21 protein-coding genes, 4 tRNA genes and 1 pseudogene are annotated in these 20,572 nt (G+C 33.3%); 10 read left to right on the top strand and 16 right to left on the bottom strand.

Annotated elements, in window-relative coordinates; translation table 11 throughout:
• Positions 1-15: 15 nt before the first annotated feature.
• The 4 genes from PF022_RS08295 to PF022_RS08280 all read right to left on the bottom strand — a co-directional run bounded on the left by PF022_RS08295 (position 16) and on the right by PF022_RS08280 (position 359).
• A tRNA-Asp gene (locus tag PF022_RS08295) sits at positions 16-92 on the bottom strand.
• A 5-nt stretch (positions 93-97) separates the two neighbouring features.
• Positions 98-173, bottom strand: a tRNA-Val gene (locus tag PF022_RS08290).
• Positions 174-194: 21 nt separating this feature from the next.
• Positions 195-269: transfer RNA gene (locus tag PF022_RS08285), tRNA-Glu, on the bottom strand.
• Positions 270-283: 14 nt separating this feature from the next.
• Positions 284-359 (bottom strand) — tRNA-Lys (locus PF022_RS08280).
• A gap of 142 nt (positions 360-501) precedes the next feature.
• Between PF022_RS08280 and ppk2 the strand changes: the two genes are divergently transcribed.
• Positions 502-1,368, top strand: coding sequence for a polyphosphate kinase 2 (gene ppk2 / locus PF022_RS08275; RefSeq protein ID WP_271021985.1), 867 nt, complete (start codon positions 502-504; stop codon positions 1,366-1,368).
• Positions 1,369-1,403: 35 nt separating this feature from the next.
• Here ppk2 and PF022_RS08270 read toward each other — a convergent pair whose 3' ends face one another.
• Both PF022_RS08270 and PF022_RS08265 read right to left on the bottom strand, forming a co-directional pair.
• Positions 1,404-2,306 carry a tetraacyldisaccharide 4'-kinase gene (locus PF022_RS08270; RefSeq protein ID WP_271021984.1) on the bottom strand — a complete coding sequence of 301 codons (903 nt, stop codon included), beginning with the start codon at positions 2,304-2,306 and terminating at the stop codon, positions 1,404-1,406.
• 8 nt (positions 2,307-2,314) lie between these two features.
• Positions 2,315-3,067 carry an NAD+ synthase gene (locus tag PF022_RS08265; protein WP_271021983.1) on the bottom strand — a complete coding sequence of 251 codons (753 nt, stop codon included), beginning with the start codon at positions 3,065-3,067 and terminating at the stop codon, positions 2,315-2,317.
• 130 nt (positions 3,068-3,197) lie between these two features.
• Between PF022_RS08265 and PF022_RS08260 the strand changes: the two genes are divergently transcribed.
• Both PF022_RS08260 and PF022_RS08255 read left to right on the top strand, forming a co-directional pair.
• Positions 3,198-4,121: an OmpA family protein gene (locus PF022_RS08260; RefSeq protein WP_271023515.1), complete on the top strand. Its 924-nt coding sequence runs from the start codon at positions 3,198-3,200 to the stop codon at positions 4,119-4,121.
• Between the two features lie 10 nt (positions 4,122-4,131).
• Positions 4,132-5,526, top strand: a complete 1,395-nt coding sequence (locus PF022_RS08255) for a chemotaxis protein CheX (RefSeq protein WP_271023514.1) — start codon at positions 4,132-4,134, stop codon at positions 5,524-5,526.
• On the opposite strand, the gene ruvX is transcribed toward PF022_RS08255, so the two are convergent.
• From ruvX to PF022_RS08210, 9 genes are all read right to left on the bottom strand, one after another.
• Entirely contained in the window at positions 5,509-5,898 is a 390-nt protein-coding gene (gene ruvX / locus PF022_RS08250; protein ID WP_271021980.1) for a Holliday junction resolvase RuvX, read from the bottom strand. The genes PF022_RS08255 and ruvX overlap by 18 nt on opposite strands.
• The gene (locus PF022_RS08245; protein WP_271021979.1) at positions 5,895-6,662 is read right to left on the bottom strand and encodes a DNA-processing protein DprA; all 768 of its coding nucleotides are present in this window, start codon (positions 6,660-6,662) and stop codon (positions 5,895-5,897) included. The genes ruvX and PF022_RS08245 overlap by 4 nt, the downstream gene beginning before the upstream one ends.
• Positions 6,652-8,781, bottom strand: a complete 2,130-nt coding sequence (locus PF022_RS08240) for a hypothetical protein (RefSeq protein ID WP_271021978.1) — start codon at positions 8,779-8,781, stop codon at positions 6,652-6,654. Before PF022_RS08240 ends, PF022_RS08245 begins: the two co-directional genes overlap by 11 nt.
• Positions 8,782-8,822: 41 nt before the next feature.
• A complete protein-coding gene (locus PF022_RS08235) occupies positions 8,823-9,773 on the bottom strand; it encodes a divergent polysaccharide deacetylase family protein (protein ID WP_271023513.1) in 951 nt (316 codons plus the stop codon).
• A gap of 72 nt (positions 9,774-9,845) precedes the next feature.
• Positions 9,846-10,082 carry a cell division topological specificity factor MinE gene (gene minE, locus PF022_RS08230; protein WP_271021976.1) on the bottom strand — a complete coding sequence of 79 codons (237 nt, stop codon included), beginning with the start codon at positions 10,080-10,082 and terminating at the stop codon, positions 9,846-9,848.
• Positions 10,079-10,879 (bottom strand): septum site-determining protein MinD, encoded by an 801-nt coding sequence (gene minD, locus PF022_RS08225; protein ID WP_271023511.1) that lies wholly within the window; start codon positions 10,877-10,879, stop codon positions 10,079-10,081. Before minD ends, minE begins: the two co-directional genes overlap by 4 nt.
• Positions 10,880-10,937: 58 nt before the next feature.
• Positions 10,938-12,863 (bottom strand): ribosomal protection-like ABC-F family protein, encoded by a 1,926-nt coding sequence (gene abc-f / locus PF022_RS08220; protein WP_271021974.1) that lies wholly within the window; start codon positions 12,861-12,863, stop codon positions 10,938-10,940.
• Positions 12,856-13,674 (bottom strand): prolipoprotein diacylglyceryl transferase, encoded by an 819-nt coding sequence (lgt, locus tag PF022_RS08215; RefSeq protein WP_271021973.1) that lies wholly within the window; start codon positions 13,672-13,674, stop codon positions 12,856-12,858. Before lgt ends, abc-f begins: the two co-directional genes overlap by 8 nt.
• Positions 13,640-13,960 (bottom strand): hypothetical protein, encoded by a 321-nt coding sequence (locus PF022_RS08210; RefSeq protein ID WP_271021972.1) that lies wholly within the window; start codon positions 13,958-13,960, stop codon positions 13,640-13,642. The genes lgt and PF022_RS08210 overlap by 35 nt, the downstream gene beginning before the upstream one ends.
• Positions 13,961-14,025: 65 nt before the next feature.
• Here PF022_RS08210 and PF022_RS08205 point away from each other — a divergent pair, with 65 nt between their 5' ends.
• From PF022_RS08205 to PF022_RS08190, 4 genes are read left to right on the top strand one after another with little or no spacing between them, the layout of a single operon-like run.
• Positions 14,026-14,643 (top strand): acetyltransferase, encoded by a 618-nt coding sequence (locus tag PF022_RS08205; RefSeq protein WP_271021971.1) that lies wholly within the window; start codon positions 14,026-14,028, stop codon positions 14,641-14,643.
• Positions 14,640-15,764 carry an aminotransferase class I/II-fold pyridoxal phosphate-dependent enzyme gene (locus PF022_RS08200; RefSeq protein WP_271023509.1) on the top strand — a complete coding sequence of 375 codons (1,125 nt, stop codon included), beginning with the start codon at positions 14,640-14,642 and terminating at the stop codon, positions 15,762-15,764. The genes PF022_RS08205 and PF022_RS08200 overlap by 4 nt, the downstream gene beginning before the upstream one ends.
• The gene (pglF, locus tag PF022_RS08195) at positions 15,765-17,570 is read left to right on the top strand and encodes a UDP-N-acetylglucosamine 4,6-dehydratase (configuration-retaining) (RefSeq protein ID WP_271023507.1); all 1,806 of its coding nucleotides are present in this window, start codon (positions 15,765-15,767) and stop codon (positions 17,568-17,570) included.
• Positions 17,560-18,624, top strand: a complete 1,065-nt coding sequence (locus tag PF022_RS08190; RefSeq protein ID WP_271023505.1) for a glycosyltransferase — start codon at positions 17,560-17,562, stop codon at positions 18,622-18,624. Before pglF ends, PF022_RS08190 begins: the two co-directional genes overlap by 11 nt.
• On the opposite strand, the gene PF022_RS08185 is transcribed toward PF022_RS08190, so the two are convergent.
• Entirely contained in the window at positions 18,598-19,470 is an 873-nt protein-coding gene (locus PF022_RS08185; protein ID WP_271023504.1) for a DMT family transporter, read from the bottom strand. The two genes, PF022_RS08190 and PF022_RS08185, sit on opposite strands and share 27 nt — an antisense overlap.
• Before the next feature lie 86 nt (positions 19,471-19,556).
• Between PF022_RS08185 and PF022_RS08925 the strand changes: the two are divergent.
• From PF022_RS08925 to PF022_RS08170, 3 genes and pseudogenes are all read left to right on the top strand, one after another.
• Positions 19,557-19,823, top strand: a pseudogene (locus PF022_RS08925) (YkgJ family cysteine cluster protein).
• Between the two features lie 31 nt (positions 19,824-19,854).
• Entirely contained in the window at positions 19,855-19,989 is a 135-nt protein-coding gene (locus tag PF022_RS08175; RefSeq protein ID WP_271023500.1) for a hypothetical protein, read from the top strand.
• A complete protein-coding gene (locus PF022_RS08170; protein ID WP_271023499.1) occupies positions 19,959-20,420 on the top strand; it encodes a hypothetical protein in 462 nt (153 codons plus the stop codon). The genes PF022_RS08175 and PF022_RS08170 overlap by 31 nt, the downstream gene beginning before the upstream one ends.
• Positions 20,421-20,572: the final 152 nt, after the last annotated feature.

The raw sequence follows: 20,572 nt of genomic DNA, 5'->3' as shown, positions 1-20,572 counted from the left end.
GAAAATAATGGAAAGTGGCGGAACGGACGGGGCTCGAACCCGCGACCCCCTGCGTGACAGGCAGGTATTCTAACCAACTGAACTACCGCTCCATAAGTGGTGGTCGCTACAAGACTCGAACTTGTGACATCCACCTTGTAAGGGTGGCGCTCTACCAACTGAGCTAAGCGACCAAAAACTATATGAAATAAAAGTGGTGACTCCTAGGGGACTCGAACCCCTGTAGCCACCGTGAAAGGGTGGTATCCTAACCGCTAGATGAAGGAGCCACTTTTATTTATAGTGGTGACCCGCGTTGGATTCGAACCAACGGCCCATTCCTTAAAAGGGAATTGCTCTACCGACTGAGCTAGCGAGTCAAAATCAAAAAAGGAAAAAGAATTATATATTTAAAAAATTAAAAAGTCAATAGAAAATATCAAATTATAAAACTATTTAAGTTGTTTGATTTTAATATTAATGCTACAATGAAAGTTTATTTTATTTATACGGAGGGATTCTATGGGAAAGGTATTAGTGTTAAGACCAGAAGATGAAAATAAAGATGCCTATAAGAAAAATGGCAAACTTTGTGAGAAATTTTACATTAAAGAGATAGAGAAACTGCAAATTGAGCTAATCAAACTGCAAAATTGGGTAAAAAAATATAATAAAAAAATAATAGTGATATTGGAAGGTAGAGATGCGGCTGGTAAAGGTGGCACAATTAAAGCATTAACAGAACATCTAAATCCTAGAGGAGCGAGAGTTGTTGCATTGCAAAAGCCAAGTGATGTTGAAAAAACACAATGGTATTTTCAAAGATATATAAAAGAATTCCCAAATGGTGGCGAGATAGTGTTCTTTGATAGGAGCTGGTATAACAGAGCAGGTGTTGAGAGGGTTATGAATTTTTGCACAAATGACCAATATAGAGAATTTATTTTGCAAGCAACGCATTTGGAGCAAATGCTAATAGAGAGTGGATATTTGTTGTTTAAGTTTTTCTTAGATGTTGGTAAGATAGAACAAAAAAAGAGAATAGAATCAAGAAAAGATGAACCACTAAAGAAGTGGAAATTAAGCCCTATGGACGAGCTTTCTTTGAATCTTTGGGACGAATATACAGAGGCATTTGAAAAGATGTTTTCAAGAACTCATACACCTTTTGCTCCGTGGATGATTGTAGATTCTAATGATAAAAAAAGAGCCAGAATAAATCTAGCAAGAATCTTGCTATCAAAAATAGACTATGAAGATAAAGATGCAGAGAGTGTGTGTTTATTGGCAGATCCAGGTGTGGTGTCATATTATTCTAGTGTGAAGATGTTTTCTGAAGAGCCAGAAAAGAAAGAGAAGGCATCAAAAAAGAAGAGAAAGGATAAATAGTTAAATATTCTACAAATAGCAATCTTTAAGTGTTGCTATTTGTAAGATTCTATGTAGTTTTTTATTTTTTCTTTTATGTTTGGAGCTATTATTAAGTGTAAGTGCAAAATAGAAAGCGAAAGCCCGAAATGCTCCAGCTTTGGCAGGTCTTTTTCTGTGATTAGAAGTGAGGTAGCATTTAGCTTTGCGTATTGTTCTAAAATCTCGCTTTTATTGAAGTATGAGTGGTCTTTTAGGGTGATTTTGCCAACTACATTTGGCAGATATGAATCTAGTCTTGATGGATTGGCAATAGCGGTTAAAAATAGCATTCTTTCACTTTTGTTTAGTAGCTCAACCTTTCTTTCATAATCTTTCCCTTCTTCTATTACTATATCTGCATCTTTGTAGGCACTCTTTATTTCCCTGTATCCACCGCTTGGAACGCAAAAATTAAAGTATGGTTCTAATCTTGGCTTTAAGAGAATGTTCAATTTTTTAAAGTTAAATCTAAAGCCATCATCTAAGAACACAAGTTTTGCCCCTAGTTCTTTTGCTTGCAGTATTGCTTGTTGTCTATTTTTGCTGACTATAACATAGCATTGTGGGAGTGATTTTGCTAACATCATTGCCTCATCGCCACTTTCTTCTACGCTTAATAATATTTCTCCTTTTTTGCTTACTATTTGCAATCCCTTGCTTTTGCGTCCATATCCTCTAAGGATAATGCAAGAATCTGGATAGTCTTTTGCTATTTCTATTACAAATGGACTTTTACCACTTCCACCTAAGACTAGATTTCCAACGCTAATTATAGGAATATCAAAATCTTCAAATTTTGCCATTTTTCGTCTAATTGTTGCTATAAATGCGTAAAATATACTAATCGGGAGCAATAATATTGCTAGTATTTTTTGCAGAAAACTTGGTTTATAAAAATATTTTTCTATACCTCTCATTTTAATCCTTAATTTATTTTGGCTATTGTTGGCATTTGTCGTTTGAACTCCATACTTTTGATTCTTGCACATACAAACTTTAATGCTTCCTTGTTTGTTTTGGATTCTAGTGTTTTTATGTCTATGCCTTGTTCTAGTTGTTTTAGAATCTCATCTATCATTGCATAAGAAAATCCAAGTTCTTCTTCATCGCTTTGTCCTTCATAGAAGTCAGCACTTGGTTTTTTGTCTATTATTGACTTGGGTATATTTAAAAATTTTGCTAGTTTGAAAATGTCTGTTTTGTATATGTCTCCTATTGGATTTATCGCATAAGCTAGGTCGCCATAAATAGTCCCATATCCAAGCATTATCTCACTTTTGTTGCTAGTTCCTATTACAATGGCTTCATTGCTATATGCATAATTGTATAAAATTGACATTCTAAGTCTTGCACATAGGTTGCCCATCTCAATCCCTGTGATATTTTTGTTTAGTGTTTTGCAAAAAGATTCTTGCAGTAACTCTAAACTATAAATACTGCTTTTTATGTCTAGCGTGTCGCATAGTAGTTTTGCGTCATTTAGATGAATTTTAGACGAAGTTTTTGATGGCATTAATATTCCATGTGTATCATTTGGTAAAGCCAACTTGCATAAACTTGCTACAACTGCAGAATCTAAACCACCACTAATTCCAACTACAACACGCTTAAATCCTCTAGATTCTACTTCATTTTTTATAAACTCTACCAAGTTGTTTATAGTTTGCTTATAGTCCAAGCCAAATTTTCCTTATGTAATAATGTTTTATTTAACTTCGGTATTGTATAATTATAAACTTTAAAGCAAGTAATCTTTTATTTGTCTGTTTGTGTAAATAATTGTAGTTTAATTAATTTAAGGAGAGATTATGAATAAGTTGTGTGGAGTTTCGATTGTAGCCTGTAGTTTATTGGGCAGAAGTTTGTTTGCAGCAGATAATTTGGTGGAAATTACTCCTCAAATTGGTGGTAGTTATCATATAAGCAATGACAGATATAAAAACAACATGGATTTGGTATATGGATTGAAGTTTGCAAATAGGGTCTCTAAGGAAGTTTTAGTTGAGGTTGGATATGAATATTCAAATATAGATTATGCCCACAATATTAGTGCTAGTCAAAATAGGTATTATTTGAATCTTGTAAAAGAATTTTACACAGAATCTAGTGTATCCCCTTATATTTTGGGTGGTTTTGGTTATGAGGATTTTAGTAAAAATTTTTACAATATGGATGATGATATGTTTGGTCAATATGGTGTCGGTATTAGATGGGCTATTGCTTCTAATTTCCATTTAAAGACAGAACTTAGGCATTTAATGAGTTTTGATGGAAGAAGTGATATTGTAGCTACTTTAGGCTTTAGTATACCATTTGGCAAATATGTAGAAGAATATGAAGTTGTAGAGATTACAGAAGTGCAAGAAGCACCAAAAGAGCCTGTGTTATCACATATACATACCTTTAAGGTTCAATTCCCATTTGATTCTGCGGTTGTGAATCCTAAATATTATTCAGAAATAAAGGATTTTGCATTATACATGCAAGAAAACAAAGATAAAACAGCAATAATTAGCGGTCATACTGATAGTGTTGGTAGCGATGAGTATAATCAAAGATTATCTGAAAATAGAGCTAAAGCTGTAAAAGAAAAAATAGTGCAAGAAGGAGTTGAATCTTCAAGATTACAAGTTAAGGGATATGGTGAGAGCAGACCTATATCTGATAATAGCACAGCACATGGTAGAATGGAGAATAGAAGAGTTGAAGCCGAAGTTTATAATGTAAAATAAGTGAGTATGTATGCGACCAGTAATAAAACATGATATAGCCGTATATACACCAGATGTAAATCTTGAGATGAAGCAGGCAAAGGAAATATGCGAGATTCTTGTTTCTAATTGTGCTACCATAAGAAGCCTGTCTTTAAAGGCTGTATATTTTTCATTTGAGCATGTGTCTTCATTTGATGAGGGTGCTGTTATCTTAATAGCCAAGTCCTTGTTGGCAATGCAGACTAAAGTTAGTATTGTTGTAGCTTTTGTTGGATACAATGATGAGCAGTTTCCAAAGTTAAAAGCACTATTTCCAAACAAGAGTTTGCCTCTTTTTAGAACAGAAGCAATGGCAAATTTATTGCTTGGATTAAAATTGCCTCCTCTAAACCAAGATATCATATATTATGAACCAGATGGAATGATTCAAACACTTATATCAAAGGAGCTAGAAGCAAAGGGATATAATGTAATTTTGGTAAATAGTGCTGGTGAGTTTTCACAAAAGCGTAAGCAATTTGAGGATAAAGCATTATATATTTATGATATTTATTTTGATGTTATGGGTAATTTTATACCAATTACAATTAATAATGGAATTGTTACCTATACTTTATACAAGAAGGTAGATAAAACCGTTTCTTTATACTTCAATGTTCAAGCACACAATTCAAGGTTAAGAGAGGGTTATAAAATATTTATTTTTGATGCCACTGAAACAACAGATTTTAATTTGGCAGCACTTGATTTTATAATGTCTTTGGCATTAAATAATGTCAAATTTGAAGCATGTATTGCTATATGTGGGTTAAAAGCTCAATTAGATAGGGATAAAGTTGAATTGTGCAATAGAAGTCATGTATTCTTCTTTAATTCTGTTGAGGAGTGTAGATCCAATCCAAAGATACAAGAATTGGCAAAAGAGCATCAAAAGCTAGAACAAAAAAGAAAAGGCTTAACAAAGCATCTAGTAGCACAACTTCCTGTCTTTATAAATGCCGCAGTTGAGACTCTAACTTCTCTTACTGGTGGAGAGGCCAAGAGGACAGATTATAAGGTTACAACATATAATAAAGTTGGTAATGCTGATATTATGGGTGGTATGATTACATTTGAAGGAGATATATCAGGTATAGTAGCATTGTGTCTAAGCAAGGAGTTAGTTCAAGAAGCATCAGTTATGATACTTGGCGAGGAATGTCAAAGTGATGGCGAGTTACTAGATGTTATTTTGGAATTTACAAATATCATAGCAGGTAGGTCTAAAGCAGTGCTATCAGAAAGCAATATATCAATAGGAATTTCGTTGCCAAAAGCATGTAAGAGCGAAGATGAGATTGCAGAGATTCTATCTGATAAACAGGGTGTTCAAATAAATTTATTATTTAACAATAAGCCATTGGTATTATTTTTGGCTCATTAAATATCTCTCTAGGATTATAGAAGCAGCGATGCTATCTATAGTTCCATTTTTTCTATTTTTCTTTATTTCTTTTATTCTTTCTTCTGCTTCAAATGTGCTAAAAGATTCATCTACATAGACTATTTTTATATTGCTTGAAATATCTAATAGTGATACAAAATGCTTAATCCTACGCGTCATTTCTTCTTCTGCATTACCATCTTTTGGGATTCCTATTATTATTATTTTTGGGTTTATGGTTTGTATTATCTTATTTAGCTCATTTGCTGCTTGGTTTCTGTTTTTTCTGATAATTGGATTTAGCGGTATTGCAATCCCTAGTCTATTTTGTGCTATACCTATTCTCTTTAGCCCTATATCAAGCGCAATCATACAACCTCGATTCTACCATTACTACGGATTATTTTGCCGTCTAATTCATATTCAAATATAATATCGCCAAATTTTAAAAGTGCGTCTTCAAAAAATGGATTTGTTTTACAAAATTCTAATATTTCATCACTGCTTTGTTGGCAATCTCCAAAAATATCTTGTATAAATTCGTCTATATCCCATATTACATTTGCTAGATTCTCTTTTATTAGCATTGAAGTGCCTTTGCTTTCATTCATTCTGTGTGGGAAGACATAGATTGGTATGTTGTTGCTTATTGCGTATCTTGCACTTTGCATTGAGCCACTTAGCATATCTGCATATGGGATTATTACTAGCTCTCCTAAGCTAACTACAAGCTTGTTTCTTTCTAAAAATGAAAATCTATGCGGTGTATATGTGGGGCTAAATTGACTTAAGAGTAAAGAATCTTTTTGTATTTGTTTGATTGTCTTTGCATTTGCTTTAGGGTAGATTATATCTAGCGATGATGGAGATACCATTATTGTATTTGGCATAGCATTTATATGGGCTAGAATATCTATGCCTAATGCCCCACCACTAACTATTACGCCACCTTTTTTTGATATTTTATTTGCTATTTCTTTTGTTAGTGCTTGTGCATATGGGTTTGGCTTTCTTGATCCGATTATTGTGAATTTGCGTTTATTTAATAACTCCGTGTTTCCTAGATAGTATATATCTTGTATGCTTTCTTTTAGAGATTCTAGTTCTTTTGGGATGGTATTTAGTTTATTGTGCATTTTGTGTTTTGTATATCACTATATTTGGCACAAAGCCTAAATGCCTATATCCATCACACTCGCAATCCCTTTCAAAATTATCCAATATAGAGTTACTACTATGATTTTGTAATAGCTTTACTAGCTCCAATCCACATCCGAATCTATCTACATATCTCCTAAGTGTCATATTCCAATTTACATCTATTTCATTTAGTGCATTTGATATTTGCTTTAGATATGCTACTTTCATTAGTGAAGCTATTTTATCAATCCAATATGGTATTTCCATATATTCTCCAAAAATAACTATAATATGCTGTGCATTGCCTGCATAGGAGTATGTTTTTGCTTCTTCAAATTTATTTAGAAAATCTTGTGTGAATATTTTAAACTCTTGCAATGAACGCAAAGATTCTATTTCATCTACCATGTTATATACTTTTTTGATGTCTTTATTGTTTATAGCTTCAAAGAAATTTTCTTTTTGTTGCATTGATACTAGTCTTTCTTGTGCGGAACGCTTCAAGTTTGGGAAGCACAAAAGAGTGTCTGCTATTTTTTTGGCTTCGTCATATTTTAGGTCTTTTTCTAGCTCTATTACATTTGTTAGCATTTTTTCGCCAAATATGAGGACTTTTTTGTATAAGTCAGTTTCTCTTAGAAAAGAAAACTGCATTGTCAATGCAAAGTATTCTTTGAAGTTTTGTTGTTTTATTATGCTTTCAGCCTTTGAGAATACATCGCAATTTCTTAGTAGCTGGACTATTAATTCTTTCTTTGGAGTATTTTCAAATGGTGCTAGATGTTGCTCTGCTATTTTGTAATTTGCTTGAGCATTTTCTACTAGGAGTTTTTTAGCATTAGAGAAGGCTTTATTCCATATATTCTCCAATCTTTCATAACTTTGTGTTTTTGCTAAAAATTTTGTGGTTCTCACCATTTCATAAGCTTTTGCATAGTCTTTTTTTTCAATAAAGCTTATAAATTCCTGCACGCCTTCTTTTTGTGATAGATAAAAGTCAAATTCATTTTTTTTGCTCTCATCTACTATAAATGGTGCTACATGAGATACTGCCTCATCTATTTGGTCTTTATTTAGCATATCTATCGCCTCTTGTAGCACACCAGCCCATGCTTCATCGAATTCTTTCATAAGCGGGTGTATGCTTAAAAAAACATTTTCATCTACTGCTTCTCTTGCTTCTTTGTAGTTTTTAGATTCTAGGCTTGTTTTTAGTTTCTCTTCACTTTCTTTGTGGTTTACAACAAGTAGTGTTCCATCAATATAACCAATATATAATAAACCATGTGCAAAGGATATATTAGAGATTCCAGAATAGGTATCTTCTATTTCCATTATTTTGCTATTGTCTTTTGTTGAGATTATATATATTACATTTGAGCGTGTGCCAACTAGGGCAAAATTGCTATCTTTTTGTATTGCTATGCTTGTAGGCCAAAAGGCAAATGGATATTCTTGGGATATGATTTTTCCATCTTTTAGGCTAAATATTATGCTTGAATTATTGCGACATACTAGCATTAGCTTTTCGTCATTATCAAAAAATGCAGAAGATTCTACTACATCGTTTGTAACAAAGTTAAAAATAATCTTATGTCGCAAAATATCAAAAACCATAGTAAATTTATCAAAGCCACTAATTGCTAAAAATTCACTATTTTGCGAAAATGTAATTACAGATATATAATCAGATCTTGCCATTAATGAGCCAAGTGGCAAGAAGCTTTTTGCGTCATAAAAGAATACCCTGCCATCTTGTCCACCTGTTGCAAAGATTTCACCATTTTTTGAAAATCCACATGCTTCAATATCGCCATCATGATCTTCTAGTGTGCTTATATGTTGGACTTTGCCATCTCTAAACTCTAAGATAAATACCTTATGTTCTCCCATAATTGGCACACAACAATAAGCAAAGCGTGAGATTCCAAATGCATGAGAGTATCTATGTGGGGGTTTGGCATGTTTTGTAACTTGCATATTGCCCTTAATTTTTAACGAGCTGTCTATTTCTGTAAGGCGAAATGTATTGTCTATGCAAAATGTAGATTCCCTGCCTTCTACTATGTTTAAAATGCTGCCTTGAAGTCTAATGCTTTCTTTTGGTTTTATCATTCCCAGCCTTGCAACCTTTTAGTTTTGATTTTAGCAATATTTTACTTAATTACTAGCTCATTTACATATACAAGCTCAACACCAGAATCTTTTATGTAGTTGGTGGCGTTTTTTAGGGCTAGTATGGTTTCTTTGTGTGGGTGTCCTATTGCTATTGCATAGCCTCTTTTTTTGGCTAAGTTTATAGAATCTATTATGTTTTGTGTTATTTTTGGTATATCAAGTTCATTATCTAAAAATATATCTCTTTTTAAAAATACACTCTGACATTTGTTTTGTGGAGTTATATTGTGGTTTGCATAATATTTTGCACTTTGTGTTTTAGAGCTAGTTCTTGAATCTAGAAATGTTATTTTTTCATTATTTAAAATATCTAGTAATTTTTCTAAAGATTCGTATGTCTGTGTGAATTTGCTACCGGTGTGATTGTTGATATATTCTAAGCGTGGGAAGTCCCTTGTTATTTCATCTATTATTGTTTGCATTTCCTCTTTGGTATTGCTAGTTAGAATCCATCTATGACCTTTTTGGTAGAAGTTTAATGCCTCAAGCGGTAGATGAACCATGAAAAATGGTGCTTGTTTTGCTATTTGTGGCGTGTTTGGCGTAGCTTTACTTCTTGGGAATATTGATGGGGTTAGTTTAAATGGGACGCTCTTTATGCTGTTGTATTGTTGCATTGTGGCTACATCATCTATTATTATTGCTAGTTGAGGTTTAGCCCTATTGCATGAATCTTCATTTGTATTTTGTGTAAATTCTTGTTTTGTTGGCTCTATTGGTTCTTGCTTTATAGTGTTGTTATCTTCTATTTTTGTTGTGTTTGTTTGATTTTGTAAGATTTCTATATTCTCTTTTAAGAAATCTATATTTTTTTCTATTAGTTTTTCATTTGTGCTTGTTAGATTGTTGTCTTCATTTGTAGCTTGAGAATTATTTGAATCTTCAAATTCAGATTCTGTTTGTTTTGTATTTAGTGATGTTATATCCATTAAGGGCAAAATGCTCAAAGCTGACATAATAGCCACTAGAGCGATTGCGATTTTTGTGAGTTTGGTTTTCATTTATTTTTGTAGAAGTATTTCTATTTCAAGTGCATTAAAATTAGAGTTAGAATCTGTTTTTATGTCTATTTTCTCTGCTTTTGTGTATTTTTTGATTACTTCTAAGATTTCTTGTTTCATCATGTCCATATATGGCACATTAATTGTTCTCTCATGTGCAAGAACAAGTGTTAACCTATCTCTTGCGGCTTGTGCTGAAGACTTTTTGTTGCCAAATAATTTATCAATTAAACTCATGAAAATAGCCTCCCAAAGAATCCTTTTTTGCTTTTTAGCTCTAAATAGGGCACTTCTTCTCCTAGGATTCTTCTAGCTATGTTTTGATATGCTTTTGAAGCTTGTGAATCTTTATAAATTATAGGTTCTCCCATATTTGTGGAAGATACTATTTTTTCATCTTCAGGGACTATACCAATTAAAGGTAATGCTAAAATTTTTAGCACATCATCTACGCTTAGCATTTCACCCTTTTCTACCATATCAGGCTTTAGGCGATTTATTATTATGTGTTTTTCTACTTCTTTGCCTTCTTGTGCTTTCTTGCTTTTTGCATCTATTATGCCTATGACCCTATCTGCGTCTCTAACGCTTGATACTTCTGGAGTTGAGATTATAAGTGCCATATCAGCTAAAAATATAGAATGCTCAAACCCACCCTCAATCCCAGCAGGAGAATCTAAAAGCACATAATCAAACTCTTCTTTTAGCTTTTCTACTAGATTTGCAACTTTATCTTTGTCAAGTATATTTTTATCTTTGCTTTGACTAGCTGGTAGGAAGTATAGATTTTTTGTTTTTTTATCATTAATTAGTGCTTGAGATAGGTTGCACTCGCCTTCCATGACATTTACTATATCATATACGATTCGATTTTCTAAGCCTAAAATCATATCTAGATTCCTAAGACCTATGTCAAAATCGACTGCTACAACCTTTTTGCCTAAATTTGCTAAGCCTACTGCTAGATTTGCTGTTGTGGTGGATTTACCAACACCACCTTTCCCTGAAGTAATAGTAATAACCTTTGAATCCAAAATAATGCCTTAAGTTTTTGCGAAATTTTAGCTTGTAGTTTGTTAATATAACTTAAAGCTAGTTTTTGTTTAAACTCTCTTGTAGTTCTTCTAGCTTTAGGTATTCTTCTAGTTTTAAATCGCATTCTTCCTTTTTTGCTTCAAGTGTTATTGATAGTTCTTGTAGCTCACTTGTGCTTAGAGTGTTTGAGTATAGTTTATCTTCTATATGCTTTATTTCTAGCTCTAGCTCTTCTATTTGCTGTGGGAGGGATTCTAAAAGACGCATTTGATGATATGAGAGTTTGCTTTTTTCTTTTTTGATTGGTTCTACTTTTGGCTGTGAGATTGCTATTTCATCGTATTGCTTTAGCTCTTTTTGTATTTCTAAGTATTCTTGGAAGCTTTTATGGCTTTCTATTATTTCTCCATTATTGCCAAATATAAATAATTTTTTAGCAATTTTATCTACAAAATATCTATCATGACTTACTATTATTAAAGCTCCTTCAAAGCTTTGCAAATACTCTTCTAATATATTTATAGTTGGAATATCTAAGTCATTTGTTGGTTCATCTAAAATCAGGCAATCATATTCTTTGGTAAAGAGTAGTGCTAATGCTACACGATTTTTCTCGCCTCCGCTTAATGTGCCTATTTTTTTATCTAAAAATTCTTTTGGAAAGAGGAAGTTTTTAAGATAGCCAAAGACATGCATATTTTTGCCTCTTACATCTATCCTATCTCCGCCAAATGGACAAAATGTCTCTAGCAAATCTTTTGTATCATCTAGCATTTCTCTATGTTGGTCAAAATACCCAATTTTTACATCGCCACTATCAAACTTCCCGCTATCAAACTTTATTCTCCCAAGCATTGCTTTAAGTAGGCTTGATTTTCCTGCTCCATTGCTACCAACTATGGCAATTTTGTCTTTTTGTAAGATTCGTGTAGAGAAGTTTTGTATTAGAATCTTATCTCCAAATGAGAGATTCACCCCTTCAAGCTCAAATAGCATTTTCTTTTTGTTTGTGCCTTCTTCTTGGTTGAAACTTTTTGTTTCTCGCTCTAGCTCTAGTTTCATTTTTCTTATTATAGATGGGTTATTTTTTGCATCTTCTCTCATTTGCATGATTCTAGCTTTGCGTCCTTCATTACGCTTCACTCTAGCTCTAACACCTCGACTTAGCCATTCTTCTTCATATTTTAGATGTTTTAGCAGTGTTTCATGCTCCTTTGCTAGGTTTTCTAGCAGTATTTGTTTGCTTCTTAGATAATCTCCATAGCCACCTTTGAATCTCCGTATATTGCAGTCTTCTACTTCAATAATGCTATTTGCTACTCTATCTATAAAATATCTATCATGGCTTATAAAGATTAAAGTCCATCTCTCTTTTGTTAATAATTCTTCTAAAAACTCCACCATTTGCACATCTAGGTGGTTTGTTGGTTCATCAAGCAGTAAAATATCTGGTTTTTTTAATAATAAACAAGCTAGTCCAACTCTCTTTTGCTCACCACCACTTAGGAGATTTGCGAATTTAGTTTCTAGCTCTTTAAGCTTAAATGAATCTAGAATCTTGTCTATTTTATTGTCTAAATCCCATGCTTCATGGTGGTCTATATATGTGCTAAGTTCTGCTTGAATCTTTAGCAGATTCTTGTCATTTGGATTATTTTGTAGGGCTTTATTTGTTTCTTCTAGTTGATTTTTTGCATTTATTATCTCGCTAAGGGATTCTAATATCGCCTCTCTTACGCTTTGACCTTCTTTAAAGTTTGCTTGTTGAGATAGATACTTAATCTCTGGTGTGCCCTTTAAGATTCTATTCCCACTATCTTGCTCCAAACTTCCATGTAAAATTTTTAATAGAGTTGATTTTCCTGCACCATTTTTTCCTATTATGGCAACCATCTCTCCTTCTTGTATGTTAAGTGATACATCTTTTAATATTGGTTTATAGTCGTATTGTTTGGATATATTTTGCAGAGAAATGCTAGTCATTTTTAGCCTTGTTTTGTGGCATTAGAAGTAAAATTATGCAACATACAAAAATTGCTAGCGATAAAAGCTGTCCTTGAGTTATGAAGTTAAATGCTATAAAGCCAAGTTGTGAATCTGGTTCTCTAAAAAACTCTGCAACAAATCTTGCTATGGAGTATAAGATTCCATATAGTATGCTTATTTGTCCAACAAACTTCGCCTTTTTACGGAATGCAAATAATATTATAAATACCAACAATCCTTCCAAGATTGCTTCATATAGTTGGCTTGGGTGTCGTAAGATCCCATCTACATAGATACCAAATATACTTGTGGTCTCTCGCCCTACTAATTCTTGGTTTAAGAAATTTCCGATTCGTCCAAATACATATCCTAAAGGTATGCTAAGACATGCTAAATCAGTGAATAGCCAAAAATTTACCTTTTTTGCCTTTGCAAAGATAAATGAAGCTATCAAAAATCCAATTACCGCTCCATGGAAACTCATGCCCCTAATGCCTACAAAATTCCCATTTGTATCAAATGGATTAAAAATTTGCCATGGATTTAGCAGATAATACAAAGCATAAGGGTCATAAAAAATAATATATCCTAATCTTGCGCCTAAGATTACTCCAATTTCAACCCAAATAAAGTAGCTATCAAGCATAGAATTTGAAATAGGATATGAATCTTTCTTTACAATCCATTTTGCCACCATTAAAGCCACTAAAAGGGCTAAGACATACATTATCCCATACCAATGCACAGGCACAAAAAAAGTAAATGCAACAGGATCAAATAGGTTGTATATATTCTTCCAATCTTCCATCTATTACCTCTAAAAATTCGCTAAAGCCAAGCTTTACTATATTGCTATAAAGAAGCGGACTTTCTATAAATAAGTGGAGCTTAAAGTCATTTTTTCTTGCTAACTTTAGCCAATATCCTAAGATATAAAAGCTTATTTCCTTTGCTTGTGGAATCCCAAAATAAACCTCGTTAATTCCATTTTTTCTCATTTTTTCAATTAGTGCTTTTATGTCGTGATAATCGCTTATTTCTTTAATTTTGCCTCTTAGCATAAATGCGTTGTCTTGTATTTTTTCTATTCTCATGGGAATAATTTTAACAAAAAAATCTGCTAAAATTGTTGCATAGTGATTTGTAAATAAGGGTTGTTGTGGATAAGTTTGCAATTTTTGGTGCAAGTGGGCATGGAAGAGTTATTTTTGATATGATAGTTAGCAATGGCTTTATTGTGAAATACATAATAGACGATAATCCGCAAAATAAAACGATAAGCAAAATCCCTGCTATAAGTAGAGAGGAATTCTTAAGCTTAAAAGATACTTCTATTTGCATTGCATTAGGGGTAGGGGATAATTTCTTGCGTAAAAATTTATATAAATTTTTTAGCAAAATGGGCTTTAGTTTGCCAAGCATTATTCATAAAAGTGCTATTATCTCTCCTAGTGCGATTATTAATGAGGCTTGTGTGGTAATGCCAAATGTAGTTGTAAATGCAAATGCACTAGTTAAAAGAGGTGCAATTTTAAACACTTCTTGTGTGCTAGAGCATGATTGCATTGTGGGTGAGTTTTCTCATCTTTCGCCAAACTCTACGCTATGTGGGGCGGTGAAAGTAGGGAATCTTAGCCATATTGGTGCAGGGACTACTATTATACCTACTAAAAGTGTGGGAGATAATTGTGTAGTTGGTGCAGGAAGTGTAGTAATTAGTGATATAAAAAGTAATACAAAAATAGTAGGCAATCCAGCAAAAAAGGAGTTAAGATGAGTTTTAGAATCTTTTTATCACCACCACAAATGGGAAAAAATGAGCAAAAATATGTTGATGAAGCATTTAGGAGTAATTATATTGCGCCTTTAGGAGAATTTGTAAATAGATTCGAAAAAGATGCTATGAGTTATACAAAATCTTCAAATGCATTAGCTTTAAATAGCGGAACTTCTGCGTTGCATTTAGCTTTAAGAGTGAGTGGGATTAAAAGTGGTGATTATATTTTAGCCTCAAGTTTTACTTTTATTGGCTCTATTGATGCAATTCTCTATGAGGGTGCAATTCCGGTGTTTATCGATAGTGATGAAGATTGCTGGAATCTCTCTCCTAAGCTTTTAGAAGAAGCATGTGAGAAGCTAAAAAGAGATGGAATCTATCCAAAAGCTTTGATTGTTACACATTTGTATGGACAATGTGCAAAGCTAGATGAAATTAGCGAAATTTGTAAAAAATACAATGTGCTATTAATTGAAGATGCAGCAGAATCTCTAGGAGCATTTTATAAAGGCTCTCATACAGGGGCAATAGGAGAGTTTGGTGCATTGTCCTTTAATGGTAATAAAATTATTACAACAAGTGGTGGAGGAATGCTTTTAGGCAAGAATGAAGAGCTTATGCAAAAGGCGAGATTCTACTCCACTCAAGCTAGAGAAAATTTGCCATATTATGAGCATAAAGACTATGGGTATAATTATAGGCTTAGCAATATTTGTGCTGCTATTGGTGTTGGGCAACTAGAAGAAATTGAAAGCAAAGTGCAAAAAAGAAGAGAGATTTTTTCGTGGTATGAAGAATTGTTAAAAGGTTTAGAAGTAGAGTTTATGCCAGAGTTAAAGGATACAAGAGGTAATAGGTGGCTTACAACGCTAAGCTTTAAAAATGGCAAAATAAATCCATTTAAACTAGTAGATTTTTTAGCTACAAAAGGCATTGAAAGTCGTCCTTTATGGAAGCCTATGCACCTCCAACCACTCTTTAAAGATAGTCTTAGCTTTAATAATGGAGTAAGTGAGAATCTCTTTAAAAGCGGGATTTGTCTTCCAAGTGGTGGGGCATTATTAAGAAGCGATATTGAAGAGATTTGCTCTTTTGTTTTAGATTTTGTCAAAAGGGTTTAAGTGCTAAAGTCAAGATTATTCCGCCCAAGCAACACAAAAAGAATAATATTCTTTGTGCTTGTAGATGTTTTGGTGTCTTATTTTACTTTGCTACTAGCATATGATTTAAGATTTTCCTTTCAGGTGCCACTAGAATTTAGCAAAAATGTGATTTTTGCGTTTATCTCTTTGATAGCCTTAAAGGTTATAGCATTAAGTGTGTTTAAAATTTATCTTGTGCCATGGAGATTCTTTGGGCTTAGTGAAGCATTAAAGCTTCTTTATGCACATTTAGTGAGTTATAGTATTTTTGGTATTTTGGTGTTTTTTGGCTTGTTTGCGGACTTCCCACTAAGTGTTGTGATGATTGATTTTGTGCTTTCTTCTATTTTTATAGGGGGATTTAGAATCTCTAAGCGGACATATTTAGAAAACTCTCCTAAAAACTCCCCAAAACCAGCTTTAATCTTTGGGGCAAATACACAAAGTGCAACTCTTATAAAAAGTGCATTAAATGGCGAACTCCCCTTTTATCCTCTAGCAATCATTGATGAAGATATTAAAGAGCAGGGAAACTATATCTCAAACTTAAAGGTCTATCCAAAAAGTGCCATAAAAGAGCTAATGGAGAAGCATAGTATTAAAAGTGTGATTTTGACTAAAAGCTATGCAAAGCCACCTTTAGAAAATCTTTTTAACGAACTAAAACAAATAGGAATCGAAGAGGTAAAAATAGCCTCCATGTTAAAAGATGACGCACCGCTAGAGGATATTTCTATTGAAGATTTACTCTCGCGTCCTAGTAAGGATTTAGATAAAGAAGTAATAGCAAACTTCATAAGTGGCAAAAAGGTGCTAATAACGGGTGCAGGTGGCAGTATAGGAAGCGAGATTGTAAGGCAGTGTGTTAGCTTTGGAGCTAAAAGGGTTATCTTAGTAGAACATAGTGAATATAATCTTTATGCAATCACAGAAGAGCTAACAAAAAATAATCCTCTAGGGAAGCTAAATGCTAATCAGCCTTTGCGTCCTGTAATGCTATCAATTTTAGAGAGAGAAAGACTACAAAAGCTCCTAGATGAAGAAAGACCTGATATTGTTGTGCATGCAGCAGCTTATAAGCATGTGCCACTTTGTGAATACAATCAAAAAAGTGCGATTGAAAACAATATCATTGGTTCAAAAAATGTAATAGATTGTGCAATAGAATCTAAAGTGCCAAAAATTGTGATTATCTCCACTGATAAAGCTGTGCGTCCTACAAATGTAATGGGTGCAACTAAGCGTGTGGTGGAGCTTTATGCACAAAATGTAGATTCCAAGCAAAGCGAGATTGTAGCAGTTAGATTTGGCAATGTGCTTGGATCTTCTGGTTCTGTTGTGCCAAAGTTTAAAGCTCAAATCCAAAGTGGAGGCCCCATAACCGTAACCCACCCTGATATTACAAGGTATTTTATGCTTATACCTGAAGCTTGTAGGCTAGTGCTTCAAGCAGCCTCTATTGCTAAAGGTGGAGAGATATTTATCCTTGATATGGGAGAGCCTGTAAAAATCGTGGATTTAGCCAAAAATATGTTAAGGCTTTATGGCAAAGAAAATGAGATAGAAATAGTATTTAGCGGACTAAGACCGGGAGAGAAGCTTTATGAAGAGCTACTAATAGGAGAGAGTGAGGGCAAGACAAAATATCCATCAATCCAAGTAGCACGCCCCACAGAATACGATATAGAGAAGCTAAATAAAGATATTTTAGAGCTTTTAGAATGTGAAAATAAAGTCTCTAAACTTAAAGAAATCGTAGTGGAGTTTAACCACAATGCAGGATAAAAATATTGCTATTATTGTCTCTTCACTCTCTATGGGAGGGGCTGAGAGGGTTGCTTCTTTTTTGGCAAACAATCTGCCATTGAATATTACTCTTATCGTATGGAGCGATAAGAATAGATTCTATACAATAAATGAGAATGTAAAATTATGTGTAATAGGACATAAAAGAGGGATTCTTGGCGGACTTGGTGCAAATTTTTCTAAAATTTTAGCCCTTGTTAGGATTTTTAAAGAACAAAAAATAAATCTAGTAATTAGCCTAATTCATCAAACAAATATCCTAAGTATCATCGCTTCTAAAATTGCCAAGATAAAAATCATAGCCACAGAACATAGTATTTATGAGAGCCTAGAACAACAAAAAGCTTGGTTTTTCTTGCGTAAGATAATCTATCCTTATGCAAATTGTGTTACTACGCTTACAAGCAAAGATTTGCAAAACTACTCTTTTTTGCAAAATGTATGCGTTATGCCAAACCCTATTGAGCTAGAAAAAGAAGAACTAAAAGATTATAGTGCATATAAGCCTTATATTCTAAGTGCAGGGAGAATGATAGAGAGTAAGCATTTTGATGAGCTAATAGAAGCGTTTGCTAAATTTAACAAAAAGCATAAAGAATACTCACTTCTTCTAGCAGGAGATGGGGCTTTAAAGGAGGGCTTAGAGGAAAATGCTAAGAATCTTGGGGTAAAGATAGTGTTTTTAGGGAAACAAAAAAATCTATACAGCTTCTATAAACAAGCAGAATTCTTTGCGCTAAGCAGTCATAAAGAGGGGCTTAGTAATGTATTAATCGAATCTTTGATGTGTGGGATTCCAGTTGTTAGTTATGATTGTCCTTATGGACCAGGAGAGATTATAGAGCATGGTGTAAATGGGCTTTTAGTAAAGCTTGGAGATGTAGAAGGGCTAAGTGAAGCTTTTTGCCAAATGGCAGTGCAAAAAGATATTTTGAAACAACAAGCCCCAAATATTAAAGAGCGTTTTGGCAAAGAAGTTGTGCTAGAAAAGTGGGAGAAGCTAATTTTATCCTTTTTTGATAAACAACAATAAAGAGCCAAATATAATTAAAATAGCACCGCCCCATTGCCACAGATTCAAGCTTTCATCTAAAATCATAAGTGATAGTAATATTGCTACTAGTGGTTCTATCATGCCTAAAATAGCAGTTTTGGTTACACCTAGTTTTGACATTCCCAAAAAATAAGCCATCATGGAAAATAGGGTAGATATAAATGTTAGCCCAAGAAGCGAGGTTATCCCTATATAGTTAATCGAATCTATATTTATGTCCCCTGTAAGCATGAATGATACAAGCATAACCAAAGAAGCAAACAAGCATATATAAAAGCTACAAAGGACAGATGAGATTCCAGAGGCTATTTGTTTGCTAAATACCACATATAATCCGTAAAATAAAGCACCAATTAAAGATAGAACAACACCAAAATAATCTAAAGTTAAGTTTTGCGGAATCTTTAAGACTAAAACTAAGCCCAAAAAGCAAAGCAAAAGAGAGACAAGTGTAGTGGACTTTAGCTTATCTTTTAGAAAAATAATGGCAATAAGTGCGACTATAATTGGATAAATGTGGTATAAAAGCACGGATAAAGAGGCTGGAATAAAGCGTAAAGATTCTAAATACGCCCAAGCTTGTGCTACATATATGATACCGCCAAGCATAAAGAAATGCAGAAGTTTTAGTTTTGGTAGCTTTAGAGGTATTTTTCTAAAATATATCCATGCTAAAAGTAATATCGCACTAAAGAAAAATCTAAAAAATAAAATAAACTCACTATTAAAGCCATTATTTTGTGCTAGAACAGTCCATATAGGCATTATCCCATATGCGATACTTGCACTGCTTATCCATAAAATTCCTATTTGCTCTTTACTCATTGTATTATTATATTATTTTTGAAGTAGCCTTGTTTTTTTTGATTTAATTTTCAATGTTCATTAGTGCTTTATGGTGGTTTTTGATTATGACTTTGTTGAATAATTTTCCTTGTGATAAGTGTGGGTTGTGTTGTAGGAATATATCTAAAATTACTGATTTAAAAGAGTTGATTTAGGAAATGGTGTGTGCAAGTTTTTAGACACACAAAACAATACATACACAATCTATAATCATAGGCCAGAAATTTGCAGAATTGATGTTATGTATGAGAAGGTGTATAAACAGCACTTTGATGTGCTTGAGTTTTATACATTAAAATATCGAGGTTTGCAATCTTTTAAAGCACAAATAGAACATAATAAATTAATAAAAAAGGGGGCAATATGCCATTACCATTGATACCGGTACTACTTGGAGGAGCAGTACTAGCAAGTGCAGCATTTGGATTGAAAAAAGGCTATGATGCTTATTGTCAGTGGCTTGATTGTTGGGGTTTATTCTTGCAGAAGAAGCAATAGAGAAGTTTTTGTTATCTGTTCCTATAATTGTCCCATTTGCAAATGTTGTTACAAATATTTTTGTAGGAACACTTACTGGGATAGCCATTGCAATGGCTATGTATTGGCTAGATGAAATGGGCAAAAGTAAATCACAGCTTAGATATGAAGCAATATCTAGGCTTGTAGCAGAAAAATTGCCTGCAATCATAAAAGAAAGAGAAGAGTTGGAGCTATTAATTGATGAGAATCATAAAAGTAGGCTAGAAATTATTGAGTTGTCTTTGTCAGGCTTTGAGGAGGCTGTTAGCTCAAGAAATAAAAAAGGAATCTTTAGATTCTTAAATAAGATTCATAAACTACAAAAAGGGAGAGAATTGGAAGTTAAGGATATAAAAGATGTAAAAGCTATCCTAGAACAACCAAATCGCACTTGGAAGCTCAAATGGTAAGTGCTATTTGGGTGCGAGTGCGAGTGAGTGTAAATTAATATTTTGATTCTATCTAAACTAAAATGTTAATATTTTCTTAAGCTTCTTTCGTTATACTTTCATTCCTTTTTTGTTGATTTTTCTTTATGAGCTTTCAATAATAAAGAGGTGTT

The sequence above is a fragment of the Helicobacter sp. WB40 genome (assembly GCF_027859275.1).
Classification (GTDB): domain Bacteria; phylum Campylobacterota; class Campylobacteria; order Campylobacterales; family Helicobacteraceae; genus Helicobacter_D; species Helicobacter_D ibis.
The sequence above is the reverse complement of the archived record's forward strand: the minus strand, read 5'-3'. Positions and strand labels throughout refer to the sequence as shown.